We start from the raw sequence: 15,541 nt of genomic DNA on the forward strand, positions 1-15,541 counted from the left end.
TTTTGATGACAGCGTCGCGGATCACGCAGTCCCGAGCAATCGTGCTTCGAGAAGGTCGATTTTCGCTCGGCCATACATTTGTCGTTTGACTAGTTTGAGTTTCGTAATCTGTGCTTCAACTTGGCCGTTTGACCAAGGCTGGGTAATCGCAGCACGCACTGCGGCTCTGTCCTTGAGGACTCCCATGGCGAGGGATGAGACCAGGCTTGTCTTTGCGTTTGCGATCCAGGCGTCGAGTTTGGCCTCGTCCTTCTTTCGGATCATGTCTTGGAACTGGTCGACGAGCGCGCGGGCCTCAACGAGGGGCGGCACACCGGCCTCGATGGCGGCATCAGCCTTAGTCATGCAATGTCGTTTAATCGTCATGAGACGGGCAATAGTTCTGGCCGAGGGAATCCTTTGCAGCTGTTGTTTGCTGACCGCCTCCGATCGACGTCGGCGCGTTGCCCACTCACCAACAGCGCGCAAGGATCCCCCGAACCCTTGCGACTGCAAGCGACGCCAGAGTTCGGCGCCATTGCGGCAGCCGCCGCTCCACTGGCCCTCAAGGAACAGATAGTACGCATCGAGCGACTGTTGCCGCGTGTGGAACACATCGGTTCGTCCGCCACGCAGCGTCTGTCGAACGAGATTGCGACTATGACCCAAGCGGCGGACAATCTGCTTGATCGACAAGCCGTCGCGGGCGAGCTTCGCGATTGCCGCATTTGTATCCTCCCGCCGCAGATAGCTCTCGTACCGCAGCTTTTCTACCGAGGTGAGCAGCTCTGGGGTGATTGTCGGCGCACCGATCGCGTTGCGGATTGCGCGCATGGACTTGCGTACCGCGTTGAGGAAGGCCGCGCTGGCGTTCTCCATCAGGTGCCAACGATCGGCGACTTGAACCGTATCTGGTAGCGCCTTGGCAACCGCCTCACCATAACCGCCACCGCGATCGCGCGACACGATCTTGATCCCAGGATGTTCGGCGAGCCAAGCTCGAACTGTCGCGACCTCGCGATCTGGCAACAACGTCACAATCCGTCGTCGCTCGAGATCGCAGACAATCGTTCCGTATCGACGATTGCGTCGAAAGGCCCAATCGTCGATGCCGACAACGGTCAGAGGATCGGCTCGTGACGCCGCTCTCCGTCGCACAACCCGGAGCAATGTATCGTTGCTGACCGGCAGCATCAGCCGTTTGGCGAAACTCGCTGCCGGCCTGCCGCCGAGTGCCAGCCCCAGATGGTGGACGATGCAATCCAGCCGTGCGGTTCGGCGCGATCGGGATGGGAGAACATCGTCCCCGAACCGTTCAGCGAAAATCCGTCGCCGACAATGAGGGACCTCGCAAACGAACCTCCGTGTGACTACGCGGAGGCGTATTTCCTTGCCTGCACAGGGCAAATCCGCAGCCTGTCTGTCGTATCGGCTATGGATTCGGCTTGATCTCGCCCCGCACAATGGGCACGCGGCGACGCCGCTTTCCGCCCGGACGGCTATAATAATCGAGTCAGATGAATCACTTACGCTCTCGATAACCAATCCACTCGGCACAAGCGACGAAGTTCGAATGCCGGCTCGCATGGTCCTGATTCCCCCGTTGGAGAATCGCAAGCTCGGCAGAAAACATCATCAGATCTGAGTCAGACCCAATATTGCAGGCCGAATGACACTTACGCGGCGTGGTTCAAGACCCCGCTGGGCCAAGGCACCGGCATCGCCCATGTCGCAGACGGAAAAATCTGGGGTCGTGATAGCGTCATGACTTATAGCGGCTCGTGCGAAATCGACGGCGATCCGTTCACCGCGACCGTCACGACCAAAAGGCACACCGAAGGTCAGCCCACGGTTTTCGGCAGCGACGATGAACTACAGTTGAAGCTCGTCGGAACTTGCACCGGCAAGATAGCCAGGTATGTCGACACGGCTGAGCAGTTTCCGGGAGTGCTCCTTGAAGGCACGCTTATTCTCGGCGAACAGCAGTCCGCTGCGCCAAAGAACGAGCCCGCACCGAGGTTCGATCCGAGCAAACTTCCCGAAACTGCCCAAGCGCTCACGCTGAAGGGATCGGTAGGCGAGTGAGAAGCACTGGCGCAAAGCGAAGACGCCGAGTTCAAGCCGCGCATGGGTGGTGCCTTGTACTTTGGGCGGCTCGACTTTCGAGGTTCTGGTAGAGGCGGAGGAGATCAGCGCAAACGGCGCACCGACTTCAAGCCGGAACGAGTTTGCATCTTGATCCCAATTCCCCGACCGTAGTCTTCCGGTTTTGACAAGGCGCAATCCAATGTGGTGAAAGCACGCTCAAGCGTCTTTCGGTTGCGAACCAGTTTGCCGTTGCGGCGACCCCTGATTTGGAAAGGCTATCGGGTTTACCCGTGCCTCGAGAGCGCAGATACGCACCAACGCGAGGGCCTGCGGCGAACGCCTGTGAGCGTTTTGCTTGGTCAGACTTCAGCGATCAAAGCCCATCGGAGATCCAGTCGTGGTTCGCTTGCAGATCGAACGTTTCATTCGCAGCCGGATTGTCCGACGATCCCTGGCGCTCGGCATCATCGCTCTGAGCGGATGGGCCCTGTTGCCGTATGTGACTTACAGAATCGCTCCGTCCGCCTTTGTCAACGCCGAGCTCATGCGCGTGACTGCGCCGATCGCGGGTCAGCTCGCGCCTGATCTTCCGCGCAAAGGTGAATATTTCCAGCGCGCTCGGGTCGTGTCGCTGGTCGAGGCGCGTTCGGCGGATCGCCGGCACCTCATGGACCTCGATCAGCAGCTTGCCGTGTCCAGCAAGCGCGCAGAGCTCGCAGGTCGGCAACTTGAGGAAATCGCCGAGCTCGATCGCAAGCTCCGCGAGCGCAGCGAGGACTATCGTTTGGGAGCGGTCGCACGCCTGAGCCACGAGATCGGAGAAACGGAGGCCGAAAGAGGTGGCTGTCTCGCCGAGGCGCGGCAGCGGAACGATGTCGCGGGCCGGATGGAGAAGCTCGTCAAGCTCGGCATCAGTTCACAGATCCGTTCTTCCGAAGCCCAAGCCTCCCAGGAGGCAACCGCAACGCGGTGCCAGATGGCCGATGAACGACTGCAGCGCTTCAAGACCGAGTTGGCGGCGGCCGAGAAGGGCATTTATCTTCGTGGCGATGCCAATGACGTGCCCTATTCTCAGCAACAGCGCGAGCGGCTTGTTCTCCGTCGCCAGGAGCTCGAGACGGACCTGTTGCAGAACAGCTCACGTGCCGCGCAGCTGGCCGCGGAAATCGCAGAGGAGCGCGCTCGGCTTGATCGCCTTCAACACTACGATCTATCGTTGCCTGCAGCCCATGTGGTCTGGTCGGTCGCGGCCAGCCCGGGCTCGATGGTCACGGAAGGGCAATCGGTCTTCGACTTTGCAGATTGCGAACGCCGATTCATCGTCGTTGAACTGCCCGAGCGCGATTTCGAGAAGATCAAGCCCGGAGATGCGGCGACCGTCCGCCTGATCGGGAGCCGAGAGTGGAAGACCGGCCAGATCCGGCAAGTTCGCGGCTCGGCAGCGTACGCCGATGATCGACTGCTCGCCGCTCGGGTGCCGCGACCCGATCCGGGCAATATTACTGTTGAGATCTCGTTGCCGCCTAACGAGACGGCGGCCGACCACAACGGCTCCTGCGACATCGGGCGGCTGGCCGAAGTGCGCTTCGAGCGCAGCTCCGACGGCCTGCTTCGATTGGTCAGCTCGAAGCTGAAATGGCTGACCGCTCGGCTGGACCTCGACCAGTCATCCCTGTGAGCGAGAAATTCCGTGCAGGTCATGACTCTGTCTTTCGCTCAGCTGTTCGCGCCGATGCTGGGCGTCTTTGCGGCGATGTACCTGTTGGCGCCGACCTTTGCAGTCGCGCGCCTCTGGGTGCGTGTCGCGATTTTTGTCGCGGTTTGGCTTGTCGTTGCCCGCTATCTCGAATGGCGTATCTTCACCACAGTGCTGCCGGCAAGCAGGACCTGGTATCAGGTCGGCTGGATCTGGTTCTGTCTCTTCGTTGAGCTCCTGACCTTCACGGATCAGTTCATTCTCTATCTGACCTTCCTTCGCAGGACCGATCGCCGCAGCGAGGCAGATCAGCATGAACGTCGGCTTCGCGGCCTGCCGGATGATGAGCTGGCCTCGGTCGACGTCTTCATTCCAACCTATGACGAGCCGTTCGAGGTGCTGGAAAAGACGATCACGGGCGCACTATGTCTGGACTATCCAAACTCCCAGGTCTGGGTCCTGGATGATGGTCGCAGGCCCTGGCTCAAGGAACTCTGCGAGCGCAAGGGGGCCGGGTATCTCACCCGTTCCGACAATGTGGATGCGAAAGCCGGCAATATCAATCATGCGCTGACGATGACGCATGGCGAGTTCTTCGCGATCTTTGACGCGGACTTCGTGCCGCAGCGCAATTTCCTGATGCGCACAATGGGCTTCTTCGCCGATCCCAAGATCGGAATCGTTCAGATCCCGCACGCCTTCTACAATGACGACCCGATGCAGGCGAATCTCGGCCTGCACAGGGGACTGCCGGACGAACAACGGTTCTTCTTCGATTCCATCATGCCCGCGCGCGACGGCTGGGATGGTGCGTTTTGTTGTGGATCCAACTCCGTCACGCGTCGGGCAGCACTCCGCGCGGTAGGCGATTCCTTGCCGACCCAGTCCATTACGGAAGACATCCTGCTGACGCTGGTCCTGCTGCGCAAAGGATACGTCACCCGTTATCTTTGCGAACCGCTGGCAATTGGATTGGCGCCAGAAAGCCTTGCTGCCTTTTTTGTGCAACGGCAACGCTGGGCGCGTGGCGCGATCCAGACCCTGTATCTTGCCGCCGGCCCGCTCGGCCCCGGACTGAGCTTGATGCATCGGCTCCTCTTCTTTCCGACGCATTGGCTCTCACTGGGCTTGCGCGCGCTCATGGTCGTGGTGGTTCCGATCGTGTTCATGTGGACCGGCCTCGCGCCTGTGGTCGACGTCACCCCTGAGTCGGTCTTCTACTACTTGTTCCCCGCGATCCTGGCGCTCAACGGCGGTATTTCCTGGTTTGCGCCGCACGAGCATTTTCCGCTCGCCGCTCAGGTGTCGGCGACCATCCAGAGCTTCAAGCTTCTGCCGACGGTGCTCGCGACCCTGGTCAAGCCAAAAGGACATGCGTTCAAGGTGACGCCAAAGGGGGCTGCCGCGCGCGGCGCAAGTTACGCCAGCGAGATATTCTGGCCGGCGGCGGCGCTCATGGCGCTGACGATCATCGGCCTGGTCCTGAACACGATCCCGGAATGGCGGATGATCGATCACCCGGCCGCTTTTCCGATGGTCGCCTTTTGGTCGGTGATCAACATCGTCGTACTTTTCTTCGTCTGCATGACTTCGCTCCAGGCACGCATGCCGCGGACCGAAGAACGTTTCGAGATCGACGAGCCGATCTTGATCAGTACAGCAGGCGGCGAGCTGCTGTCGGGCCGAATCAAGGATATCTCGCTCGCCGGCGCCGGCCTTCTCACCGATTCCGGCGCCAGCGGTCTCTTTGGGCGCGCAGCACCGCTGCGCGTGCACATCATGCAGGTCGGCTGGATCGACGCGACGGTTGTGCAGCACAGAGGCCAGCTCGTTGGGGTGAAGTTCAATTTGGCGCGCTCGCTGGAGCGGGACCTGCTGATCCGCAAGCTGTTTACCGGTGCCCTTCTGAGGGGGAACAATGCTGTCTCATGCTCGGTGAACAGGGCGATGTTCAAGAAGATCTGGTCCATGAACGCACAGTTGCCGCACGCGGTCACAAAGGGCGCGCAATCCGCGCCGGCTGAGCGTCTGCCGGCGGAGAGCCTGGTCATTCCACCTCGACCGCGGACCGACGATTTGGCACATCTTGCCGGGGTTCGAAGCCTGCATCCGACGAGTTCCATCGAATCTAGCCTTGGCCGGCTGGCTGAAGCGGTGTCCTAGATCGTTCAGCCGAGTTGATCGCTATGACTGCTATGGTTAGAGTAGGGGTTGAGGCTATATGATTTTATCGCCGGACGTTGTGATAGCCGGATCGCACACGAACAGCCAGGCCAACGTTCGCATACCGTCGTGTCGCAGGAAGCCGGGGCCGTCGGGAATCCGCCGCATGCTTATCACGAAGAAATAGGGACGTTCGAGATCTAGCCCCCGAGGAGGTACGATGCAAAAGCTGCTTGCCTTCCTGGCTATCATTAGTCTGAGCCTGCTGCCGTCATCGCTGATTGCCGAACCGATCAAGCTGAAGGTCGCTTTCTACTCGTCCGACCAGTCCATGAGCTTTCTGGGGGCGGTCAAGCCGTTTACTGACGCCGTTGGTTCCGCGGCCAATGGCGCGATCCAGTTCGAGTTCTTCTTCAGCGGTGCGCTCGGCAAAGACGTTACCATGCAGCCGCAAATCGTTCGCGACGGCGCCGCCGACATCGCCTTTGCCGTTCCCGGTGTCTCGCCCGATCTATTCCCTGACAATGCCGTGCTTGAACTGCCTGGCCTGTTCCGTGACAGCCGCGAAGCCACGCTCGTTTACACTCGGTTGATCGCGCAAAATATGCTGCGCGGCTACGATGATTTTTATGTGATTGCCGCCTGTGTCACCGAACCGGAGACCATCCATAGTCACGTGCCGATCAAGTCTCTTGCCGACCTGTCCGGCAAGCGAATCCGCATCAACAATCCGCGCGAGGGGGCCGTTCTCGAGAAGCTTGGGGCCATTCCGGTACTAATGCCGATCACAAAAATTACGGAGGCGATCAGCAGCGGCAAACTCGATGCCGCCATGGTCAATCCCACACCGTTGTCGGATTACGGCATCAAGCGGGTCACGCCGTATCACTACTTTCTCCGAACGAGCGGAGCGCCTCTGCTCACGCTCATGAACCGTAAGCGGTTCGAGGCGCTGCCGAACCAGACGCAAGATATCATCCGCGCCTATAGCGAGGAATGGCCGGCCGAACGCTTTATCGCGACCTATGACGCCGGCGACGAGGCGGTGATGCGGCAGCTCAAGTCCGATCCCAAGCGGACCCTGGTCTTTCCATCGGTCGCCGATCGTGAGAAGGCGCAGCATATCTTCGACCTGGTTATCGATGACTGGGCAAGCTCAAGCGAGCGCAACCGCGAACTCTTGCGAACGGTCAAGGCCGAGCTTGTCAAGCTGCGGCAGGAGCAGGGGCGCTCAGACCCCGACGGGTCTCGCGCCAGGCAATAGGGAACGCACTTGTTAGGTACACGTGTGTATTTGGCCGCTATCGCGGAGCTGCTGCTGTCAACCGCGGCCTTGGCAGAGCCGCTCAGGCTCAATCGAGCCAAGGTCCGCCCGTCGCAATGAGATCCCTCGTGCCCAGATGACAAACCTCTCGCTACGCCTCGGCGTCATTCTGCTTGTCATGATCCTTGTCGTCCTGTTCGGCGGCATCTGGGCAATGATCCAGGTGGCGGCGGACCGGCTGATGAACGCGCACGCCCTAGCAACTGCGCGTGACTGGGCGCAGTTCGTTGGGGCCAATGTGGCCGACTTGGAGCAGATCGCTGCGGGAGAGCAGCCGTCGGCAGCCAGCATGAGATTCCTTCAGACCGCACGCAAATCGGAGGCGGTGTACCGCTATATCATTTTCAATCGCGACGGTTACTCGCAGCTCGTTTCGAGCCGCGACAGGATCGTGCTGGTAGACCTTTCGGAACGAAGCGCCGAGGCGGGCCGCGCGGCGACGACGGGGCAAGTCGTGGTGGCCATGAACACGACGAGCTCACCTGATCGGCCTGGCTATTTCGCAGAGGCGTTCATCCCGGCAGTCGTCCGAGGCGAGACCGTCGCGGTGGTCGGGGCCTATGTGGACGAGACCGACGTACGCAACCGCCTCCAATACGGGGTCCTCGCTTCCGTGCCGGTGCTTTGCGCCCTGGTCGGATTTGCGTTCGGCGTGCCGACAATCGCCTGGTATCGCCGCACGAAGGAAAAGCAGCACGCCGACCGCCGCATCCGCTATCTTGCGCATCATGATGAATTGACCGGCCTCGCCAATCGCGCGCGTCTCATCGAGCGCCTGGACGATGCACTGGCCCTCCTACCTTCCACCGGCGCGCAGCTTGCCTTGCATTTCATCGACCTCGATCGCTTCAAGCAGGTCAATGATTGGTTCGGTCATGACGGCGGTGATTTCCTGCTGCGCACGGTGGCTCAGCGCCTGCGAGAAGTCGTTCGCGCGGAAGACACGATCGCGCGTCTGGGCGGCGACGAATTCGTTGTTGTGCAGACGGAGCTCCGCAGCAAGCAGCAAGCGGAAGCGTTTGCGGAGCGTCTCATGAGCGCGCTGATACCGCCGATCTGGTACAAGCAACAGGAAATCACGGTCGGGTTCACCATCGGTATCGCGCGCACGCCGAGCGATGGTGTTACGCGGGACCAGCTGCTCAAATCCGCCGATCTCGCGCTCTACAACGGCAAAACCGAGGGACGCAATTGTATTCGTTTCTTTTCGCCGGAAATGGACGAGGCATTCAAGCAACGCCTGGAGCTCGAGAGCGTCATTCGCGATGCGATCGCCAACGAGCGCTTCGTGCTGTACTATCAGCCGGTCTTTGAGATAAGAGACGGACGCCTGGTCGGTTTCGAGGCACTGCTGCGGCTTCCGCGGCCGGACGGCAGCATGATGCCGCCAGCGACGTTCATCCCGATGATCGAAGAGATGCGGCTTATCGACAAGGTCGGCATCTGGGCGTTGCGCGAGGCGTGCCGCGCGGCGATGACCTGGCCGCGAAGCTTGACCGTGGCGGTCAATCTGTCGTCATCCCAGTTCGAAATGAAAAGTATCAGCCACATGGTTGAGACTGTGCTGACCGAAACCGGACTCGAACCACATCGCCTCGAACTCGAGATCACTGAATCGCTACTCCTCCGCAACAACGACCACACCACGGAAGAGCTTGGCAAGTTGAAGGAGATGGGCGTTGCCATCGTCATGGACGATTTCGGGACCGGCTATTCGAGCTTGAGCTACCTGTGGCAGTTCCCGTTCGACAAGATCAAGATCGACCGCAGCTTCATGCAGGGCTACGAAGGCTCAGCCGGCGATGTCGAGACGGTGGTGAGGGCGATCATCGCGCTCGGGCGCGAACTGCACAAGCGCGTGACCGTCGAGGGCGTCGAGACTGCCAAGCAGGTCGATTTCCTGTACGACGCCAACGCCGATCAGGTGCAGGGCTTCTTCTTCGGTCGTCCGGCTCCGGCGACCGACGTCGCCTCGATTATTCAAGAGCATCTGGCGGTATAAGCGCGAGGACGGTCGGTAAATCAGCAAGGTCCTTTTCTCCGGGCGGCCGGGCTGCCGCGGTCCTCATACGCAGGCGGGATTAGAAGCGGCAATCGTACTGACAGTGCGATTTCGGCGCCGGGATTTGCATCAGGTCGGATGCTGGGGCCACGGGAGCGGAAGCGGCCAACGAGTGCAAAATTATCAGATGCCAGGTCCGCAGCGGATTGGGACACAAATATATGGACGCCGTGGCATGGCACCATAAAAGCGTCGCGTTTCGACGGCTGGCAAATCATCAAGCCCTCGCGGGTGGCAGCGGCGTGAGCCTACTGTTGGTCGTGGCTGTTGAAAACTTAGCGGGCGCCCCGATCTCGGTGCGAGGCGGTAAGCGCGGCGGCGAGATCAGTGGGCGCAGTGCGTTGCGGCGACATGGCCGTCATTTCTTTGCGCTCTCCTGAAACTGCCCAAATTCGGCGAAACCAAGCTGATTGAACCGCTCCACCACCTTCACTCCGCGCAGCCGCCGGCGATCAACTATGACCTTTCTCTCAAGGTAGCTGTCATCGGCTTCGAGCACCTGACAAATGATCGCTTCGGGTGGTGCCGTCGCTTCGAGCAACATACTACCGCCGAGAGTGGTCCGCCACAGGCCGGTTTCTGCAAATGCGCGGGCGGTCTCTTCGTCGCTCGACCATGACAGGCCATAAGTATGGTATTTGCGATTACGAAAACCTTCGCCCCGATACAGCCTGATTGTTTGCCCGGTGTACGGCGGCAGCATCACCCGCAGAGCATCGGCCAATAGCAGATCGTTCCCCACCTCTTGACGGATGTGTTCACCGTGATGCCGCCAGATATGTAACAGGGAACGGCGAAACTGATCCAGCGGGATGGAGGACTTCGCCCACGGCACGCATAGCGTCAGCCCAACGCCAAGGGCAGTTCTCGTCGAGCGCGATCATCGCATCAAAGAACTGATCAATGTCGCCCGCACGAAAGGCTTCGATGAACTCGCGCATCCTTTCCTGCTCTTGATGCTGCTCGCGACGTTTACGCGCAATGAAATCTTCTAGGGACATTCGGGGTTCCCGGCTTTGCCGTAGCCTCGGCCCCGATTTCGGCAACATCACGCTTCGTTAGATCAATCCGGCAGCCGAGCCGCGCGCGCAGCACGCTAACGCAGACGGACATCCGTTGGGCTTTTGCATAAATGCGCCAGCGGCCAAATGGTGTATTTCAGCGTCATTTCAAAGGAAAAAAGACCCGACCATTCAGGATCGGGCTGATAGAAATGCCCCGCGAACGCTTTTCCGCATTAGAAAGGGTTACTTCTGACACTGTGCGGATACTAACGGGGCAAGACATTGATATTATTGGATTTTTCCCGTCATAAAGCATCCCACAAGGGGAGAAGGTGGCTCTCGCGCAGGGCTAGGCCACAGACACCATAAACTCAGCGGAAAACTGTCGGGGGGAACGTGGGTAGCGCTCCTCCGCTACCATATCCAGCGTAACCCATTGATTTCCTCAGATTTGGCCGATCGGTGTTTCCGACACGAGGGATGTCTCATTGATACATCTGGAATGGTCGCGGATCAATTCGCGCATGAACGATCGCGATCAACGGGTCAGCATCAGTGCGGTCAGAAGGCGTGCGGGATGACAGTTTGCGGAAGCGCGCCGGGATAACGGGGGTTCGAATCCCTCCCTCTCCGCCATAATAAAACGGCTTCAAGAAAGCCCCGTAAAATCAGGCCTTACTGCACGCCAGAGGTCTCTGGTGTAGCCCCGGGGTGTAGCCCCAAGGCTAATCCAACCTGCCATGGCGCGCTGAAATTTTCAACGTTGGCAACACGAGCTTCAAAGGCGCGTTCTGCCGATCGTCGGCATTTTAATTTTGAGCGGAGCGTTTCACGCGATTAGGGCCGCGATTGCTGTCCTCAGCCGAAATATACAAGCAGCCTGGTTGCCTCATGGGGTGCACGACGGACCTACAGATTGGTCGCTTGTCGGCCGGCCCAACCCTCCCAGGTTATCATGTGTGGCGCGCGGTGACACTCTTCCTAAGGCCTGCAAACTGCTTTTTGAGCCGCGGCACGGCAAAGTCTATGAAGGCTCGAACCTTGGGCACCGAGATTCGACCCTGCGGGCAGATCAGATGCGCGGGCATCTCAGGGTCCTCACCGCCGGCCAGCACAATCTCGAGTTCGCCGCGCGCGACCTGCTCGGCCACTTGGTAAGAATACATCCGCGCCACGCCGCGCCCGGCGACCGCGGAAGCCACCGCCGCGTAGGTGCTGTTGACGGCGAGGCGCGGAGTGAACTGCACAGTACGCGGCGCCGATGAGTCAGCCTGCGGTGCAAAGGTCAAGGAATTGGGCAGATGCGTCATCGCCACGATCTGGTGCTTGGCGAGATCGCCCGGTTCGGTGATGCGCGGATGCTGCCTCAGATAGCGCGGCGCGGCCACCACGACGCGGCTGATCTCGCCGACCCGCATTGCGATCATCGACGAATCCGCGAGCGGGCCGATGCGAAGTGCAACGTCGACGCCCTCCTCGATCAGATTGACCGCCTGGTCGAACAGCAGAAGCTTTGCCGACACGGCCGGATAGGCATCGAGAAAGGCATCGAGGATAGGCCGGAGCATCATTTCGCCCGAGACGACGGGAGCTGTGATCGTGAGCAGGCCCCGCGGAGCCGTGCGCGGTCCGGCCGAAATGTCGTCGGCCTCCTCCAACTCGGTGAGCACGCGGCGGCAGATAGCGACATAGCGCTCGCCCTCCTCGCTCAGCTTGATCGACCGCGTGGTCCGGTGCAGCAGTTCTGCGCCGACGCGCTGCTCAAGGAAGCTGATCGCTCGGCTCACTGCCGCCGGCGAGCGGCCGAGCTTACGACCCGCGGCAGCCAAGCTGCCCTCGTCCACCGCGAGAACGAACACCTTCATCGCATCCAGACGATCCATTCGCGTCCCGCCGCCCCAGGTTTTCGGCCGTAAACTAGGCGTCCGCCGCGGTCGCGACAACCACCGCCGGACGCCGACCGGCATTCGTTCGCGCCGCGAAAGAGTGTCTGCCGCGCAACGGATATTCGCAAGCAACATGCCGCGGCGTACCTCAGCGGGTAAGCCAGCCGCTGCTGGCGCTGGTCTTCAAGCCAACAACAGGAGCCCGTCATGGGTATCGAGCAGAAGGTCGCCATCATCACCGGAGCATCGCAGGGCATCGGCGCCGCCCTGGTCCAGGGTTTTCGCGATCGCAACTATCGGGTCGTCGCAACGGCGCGGACAATCAGGCCGTCGAGCGACGACGACGTCCTGGCCGTTGCCGGCGACATCGCCGACCGGTCCACCGCGGAGCGCGTGGTCGCGCAGGCCGTGGCCCGCTTCGGCCGGGTCGACACGCTGGTCAACAATGCCGGCATCTTCGTCGCCAAGCCGTTCACGCAGTACACCGCCGAAGACTTTGCCGCGGTGATCGGCACCAACGTCGCAGGATTCTTCAACATCACACAGCTCGCCATCGCCGAGATGGAGAAGCAGGGGGCCGGCCATGTCGTCCAGATCACGACCACTCTGGTCGATCATGCCAACTCGAACGTGCCATCGGTGCTGGCCTCGCTGAGCAAGGGCGGACTGAACGCCGCGACCAGGTCGCTCGCGATCGAATATGCGAGGCGTGGCATTCGCGTGAACGCGGTCTCGCCCGGCATCATCAAGTCGCCGATGCATCCCGTCGCGACGCACGCCCAGCTCGGCGCGCTGCACCCTGTGGGCCACATGGGCGAGATGTCCGACATCGTCGATGCCGTGCTCTACCTCGAAGCTGCCCCCTTCGTCACCGGCGAGATCCTGCATGTCGACGGCGGCCAGAGCGCCGGTCACTGAAGCGAGGAGAACCACGATGCCGATCGTCACCATTCAAGTGACCCGTGAGGGAACGACGCCGGAAGCGGCGTCGCTCACGGCGGAGGAAAAGGCCGCGCTAATCAAGGGCTCTAGCCAGCTCCTGCTCGACGTCCTCGGCAAGCCGGTAGAATCGACCTTCGTCGTGATCGAGGAAGTCGACACCGACAACTGGGGCTGGGGCGGTCTGCCCGTCCAGGAATTCCGGCGCCGCCGCGCGAGCCAAACCGGATGATTGAGGCGGCGCTGACGCGCAGCAGGATAAGATGAGCAACGCGAACATGAAGCAACACATGGAGACCCGGCTGCATCCGCAGCGGGAATTGGCGTTGCAGGCGACTTGGCGATACGCCGCGGCAGGCCTGTCCGCATCGCTGGTGGGACTTGGTCTCGCCCGCTTTTCCTACACACCACTGATCCCCGCCCTGATCGCAGCAAAGTGGTTCAACACATCCGACGTCGTCTATCTCGGCGCTGCGAACCTGGCCGGCTATCTCGCCGGCGCGCTGGCGGCAAGGGCTCTCGCCACACGCATCGGCGCGGTCCGGGCCCTGCGCGCGATGATGCTGCTCGCGACCCTCTCCTTCTTCGCCAGCTCGGCACCGATCTCGTTCGCCTGGTTCTTCGTCTGGCGCCTCCTGTCGGGGCTCGCAGGCGGCATCATCATGGTGCTGGCAGCGTCGGTCATCCTGCCGCATATCTCGTCGGCGCGGCGCGGCATCTTCGGCGGCGTGATCTTTGCAGGCGTTGGCCTCGGCGTCTCGGCTTCCGGCACGCTGGTGCCGCTGCTGCTGCAACAGGGCTTGCAGCAGAGCTGGTACGGCCTCGGCGTGCTCTCGGCCGTGCTCACGCTTGCGAGTTGGTGGAACTGGCCTGCCGGTGCCAAGGCGGACGCTGTGCCTTCGCTTCAAGCCAAGCACCATCGGCGGTCGCCGGCCGCCCGCGCCTTGCTGGTCCAATACGGCCTCAATGCGGTGGCGCTGGTGCCGCACATGATCTTCATCGTCGACTTCGTCGCCCGAGGCCTCGGCCAGGGCATCGCCGCGGGATCGCGCTACTGGGTGCTGTACGGCCTGGGCGCGATCGTCGGCCCGCTGGTCACCGGCCATCTCGGCGACCGCTCCGGCTTCGGCCCGGCCCTGCGCACGGCGTTCCTGATCGAGGCGGCGGCCGTGCTGCTCCCGACCGTCAGCACCGCGCCGCTCTCGCTGATCGTATCGAGTGCCGTGGTCGGCGGCTTCACGCCGGGGATCGTGCCGCTGGTGCTCGGGCGCATCCACGAGCTAGTGCCGCATTCGGCGGAGCAGCAGCGCGCGACATGGAGCCACACCACCACCAGCTTTGCGCTGTTCCAGGCAGCGGCCGCTTACGGCTTCTCCTGGATTTACGCCCAGACCGGCAACGACTATCTAGTATTGTTCGGACTCGGCGGCGGTGCCGTGGTGCTTGCACTGGTAATCGACGTCGGCATGGCGCTCACCAAGTTTAAGTAATAGTTCCAACTCGAGCTGAACTGGATTCGTATCTGCAAGCAGAGACCTCTACTCGATACTGAGAATGGAAACTAACGTGCCCGACAACACTCTCTTGCCTTTGCCGTTTCTATCGTTCGCTTTCCGCGCGCGGCCGGCAAAATGCCGAGTCGCGAATGAAGATCGCTGAATATTCCGGATGGGCCGCGGACGGAGGTTGGGGGTGATTCTGGGCCCTGACGATTTTTCGGCCGAGCTCGCCGAACGCTACGGCTACGTCAACCGCGCGATACCCGATGCGGAGATTGAAGATTTCGTCGACACTTTCGCTCGTCGCATGGCGTCGTTCGAAAAGCACGCGCTCGTCGGCGCCAAGGCGTTGATGAATGAGGTCTCGTTGCCCGCAAATTCAGTGTTTCCTCCGGCGCTTTCTGCTTTCTTCTCTTCAGTCGCTCATCCGGGCACACGTGCGCGGTCGGCGTCACTCCTGGAGCGCGGACTGCAGAGGCGCTCCGAGGTCGAGTTGCGGCTCGGTCACGCAGTAGCGGAGGTCGCGCCGAGGAGATGATGTGACCTTGGGTCAGGAAGAACGAGGGAGAACGGTCACCTCGGGCGCCGCTAGTTGTAGAGCCGACGCAGGGCCTTGATCGCTTCTCTTTGCTCGTGGATGTGCCGTTGGATCGCCTCGCGAAGCTCTTTCGATCGTAGCTTGTCGCTATCGCGCTCGACCTCCCTCAGCGCGGCTTCGGCATCCGCCAGGACCTTCATTGCCGCCTCCATGGAAGCCGGGGCCGCCAACGCCTGAGAAGGACGCTCAGCCCTATTTGCACCTTAGGAGGGCATGCGGATTTCGCCTTGAGGTAGCTCAAATGTGACCGAACGACGCTAGCCTGAATCCATGGAGGGCCGATCTGGCACGGGACCGCCATGG

General features: G+C 61.2%; 13 protein-coding genes and 1 pseudogene. 9 read left to right on the forward strand and 5 right to left on the reverse strand.

Annotated elements, in window-relative coordinates; all coding sequences use genetic code 11:
• Positions 1–21: 21 nt before the first annotated feature.
• A complete protein-coding gene (locus BLV07_RS19190; RefSeq protein ID WP_091888402.1) occupies positions 22–1,566 on the reverse strand; it encodes an ISL3 family transposase in 1,545 nt (514 codons plus the stop codon).
• A 54-nt stretch (positions 1,567–1,620) separates the two neighbouring features.
• Here BLV07_RS19190 and BLV07_RS19195 point away from each other — a divergent pair.
• The 5 genes and pseudogenes from BLV07_RS19195 to BLV07_RS19215 all read left to right on the forward strand — a co-directional run bounded on the left by BLV07_RS19195 (position 1,621) and on the right by BLV07_RS19215 (position 9,252).
• A pseudogene (locus BLV07_RS19195) lies at positions 1,621–2,044 on the forward strand (hypothetical protein).
• Between the two features lie 648 nt (positions 2,045–2,692).
• Positions 2,693–3,745, forward strand: a complete 1,053-nt coding sequence (locus tag BLV07_RS19200) for an HlyD family secretion protein (RefSeq protein ID WP_244551143.1) — start codon at positions 2,693–2,695, stop codon at positions 3,743–3,745.
• Positions 3,746–3,799: 54 nt separating this feature from the next.
• Positions 3,800–5,926, forward strand: coding sequence for a glycosyltransferase (locus tag BLV07_RS19205; RefSeq protein WP_283806525.1), 2,127 nt, complete (start codon positions 3,800–3,802; stop codon positions 5,924–5,926).
• 220 nt (positions 5,927–6,146) lie between these two features.
• Positions 6,147–7,190 carry a TRAP transporter substrate-binding protein DctP gene (gene dctP, locus BLV07_RS19210; RefSeq protein WP_091888407.1) on the forward strand — a complete coding sequence of 348 codons (1,044 nt, stop codon included), beginning with the start codon at positions 6,147–6,149 and terminating at the stop codon, positions 7,188–7,190.
• Between the two features lie 136 nt (positions 7,191–7,326).
• Positions 7,327–9,252, forward strand: coding sequence for a putative bifunctional diguanylate cyclase/phosphodiesterase (locus BLV07_RS19215; RefSeq protein WP_091888409.1), 1,926 nt, complete (start codon positions 7,327–7,329; stop codon positions 9,250–9,252).
• 418 nt (positions 9,253–9,670) lie between these two features.
• On the opposite strand, the gene BLV07_RS19220 is transcribed toward BLV07_RS19215, so the two are convergent.
• From BLV07_RS19220 to BLV07_RS19230, 3 genes are all read right to left on the reverse strand, one after another.
• Positions 9,671–10,036 (reverse strand): hypothetical protein, encoded by a 366-nt coding sequence (locus BLV07_RS19220; RefSeq protein WP_143035455.1) that lies wholly within the window; start codon positions 10,034–10,036, stop codon positions 9,671–9,673.
• A 34-nt stretch (positions 10,037–10,070) separates the two neighbouring features.
• Positions 10,071–10,313 carry a hypothetical protein gene (locus BLV07_RS46340; protein ID WP_143035456.1) on the reverse strand — a complete coding sequence of 81 codons (243 nt, stop codon included), beginning with the start codon at positions 10,311–10,313 and terminating at the stop codon, positions 10,071–10,073.
• Positions 10,314–11,269: 956 nt separating this feature from the next.
• The gene (locus tag BLV07_RS19230) at positions 11,270–12,199 is read right to left on the reverse strand and encodes a LysR family transcriptional regulator (protein ID WP_091888415.1); all 930 of its coding nucleotides are present in this window, start codon (positions 12,197–12,199) and stop codon (positions 11,270–11,272) included.
• 210 nt (positions 12,200–12,409) lie between these two features.
• Between BLV07_RS19230 and BLV07_RS19235 the strand changes: the two genes are divergently transcribed.
• The 4 genes from BLV07_RS19235 (at position 12,410) to BLV07_RS19250 (ending at position 15,178) form a co-directional block, all read left to right on the forward strand.
• A complete protein-coding gene (locus tag BLV07_RS19235) occupies positions 12,410–13,120 on the forward strand; it encodes an SDR family NAD(P)-dependent oxidoreductase (RefSeq protein ID WP_091888417.1) in 711 nt (236 codons plus the stop codon).
• A 16-nt stretch (positions 13,121–13,136) separates the two neighbouring features.
• Positions 13,137–13,373: a tautomerase family protein gene (locus BLV07_RS19240; protein WP_176945630.1), complete on the forward strand. Its 237-nt coding sequence runs from the start codon at positions 13,137–13,139 to the stop codon at positions 13,371–13,373.
• A 31-nt stretch (positions 13,374–13,404) separates the two neighbouring features.
• A complete protein-coding gene (locus BLV07_RS19245; protein WP_091888421.1) occupies positions 13,405–14,631 on the forward strand; it encodes a YbfB/YjiJ family MFS transporter in 1,227 nt (408 codons plus the stop codon).
• A 178-nt stretch (positions 14,632–14,809) separates the two neighbouring features.
• Positions 14,810–15,178: a Clp protease/crotonase-like domain-containing protein gene (locus BLV07_RS19250; RefSeq protein ID WP_091888424.1), complete on the forward strand. Its 369-nt coding sequence runs from the start codon at positions 14,810–14,812 to the stop codon at positions 15,176–15,178.
• 50 nt (positions 15,179–15,228) lie between these two features.
• Here the strand turns inward: BLV07_RS19250 and BLV07_RS47645 are convergent, their stop codons facing one another.
• Complete coding sequence (locus BLV07_RS47645) at positions 15,229–15,378, reverse strand: hypothetical protein (RefSeq protein WP_176945631.1); 150 nt, start codon at positions 15,376–15,378, stop codon at positions 15,229–15,231.
• Positions 15,379–15,541 lie beyond the last annotated feature (163 nt).

It is taken from the genome of Bradyrhizobium sp. Rc2d (assembly GCF_900099855.1).
Classification (GTDB): Bacteria; Pseudomonadota; Alphaproteobacteria; order Rhizobiales; family Xanthobacteraceae; genus Bradyrhizobium.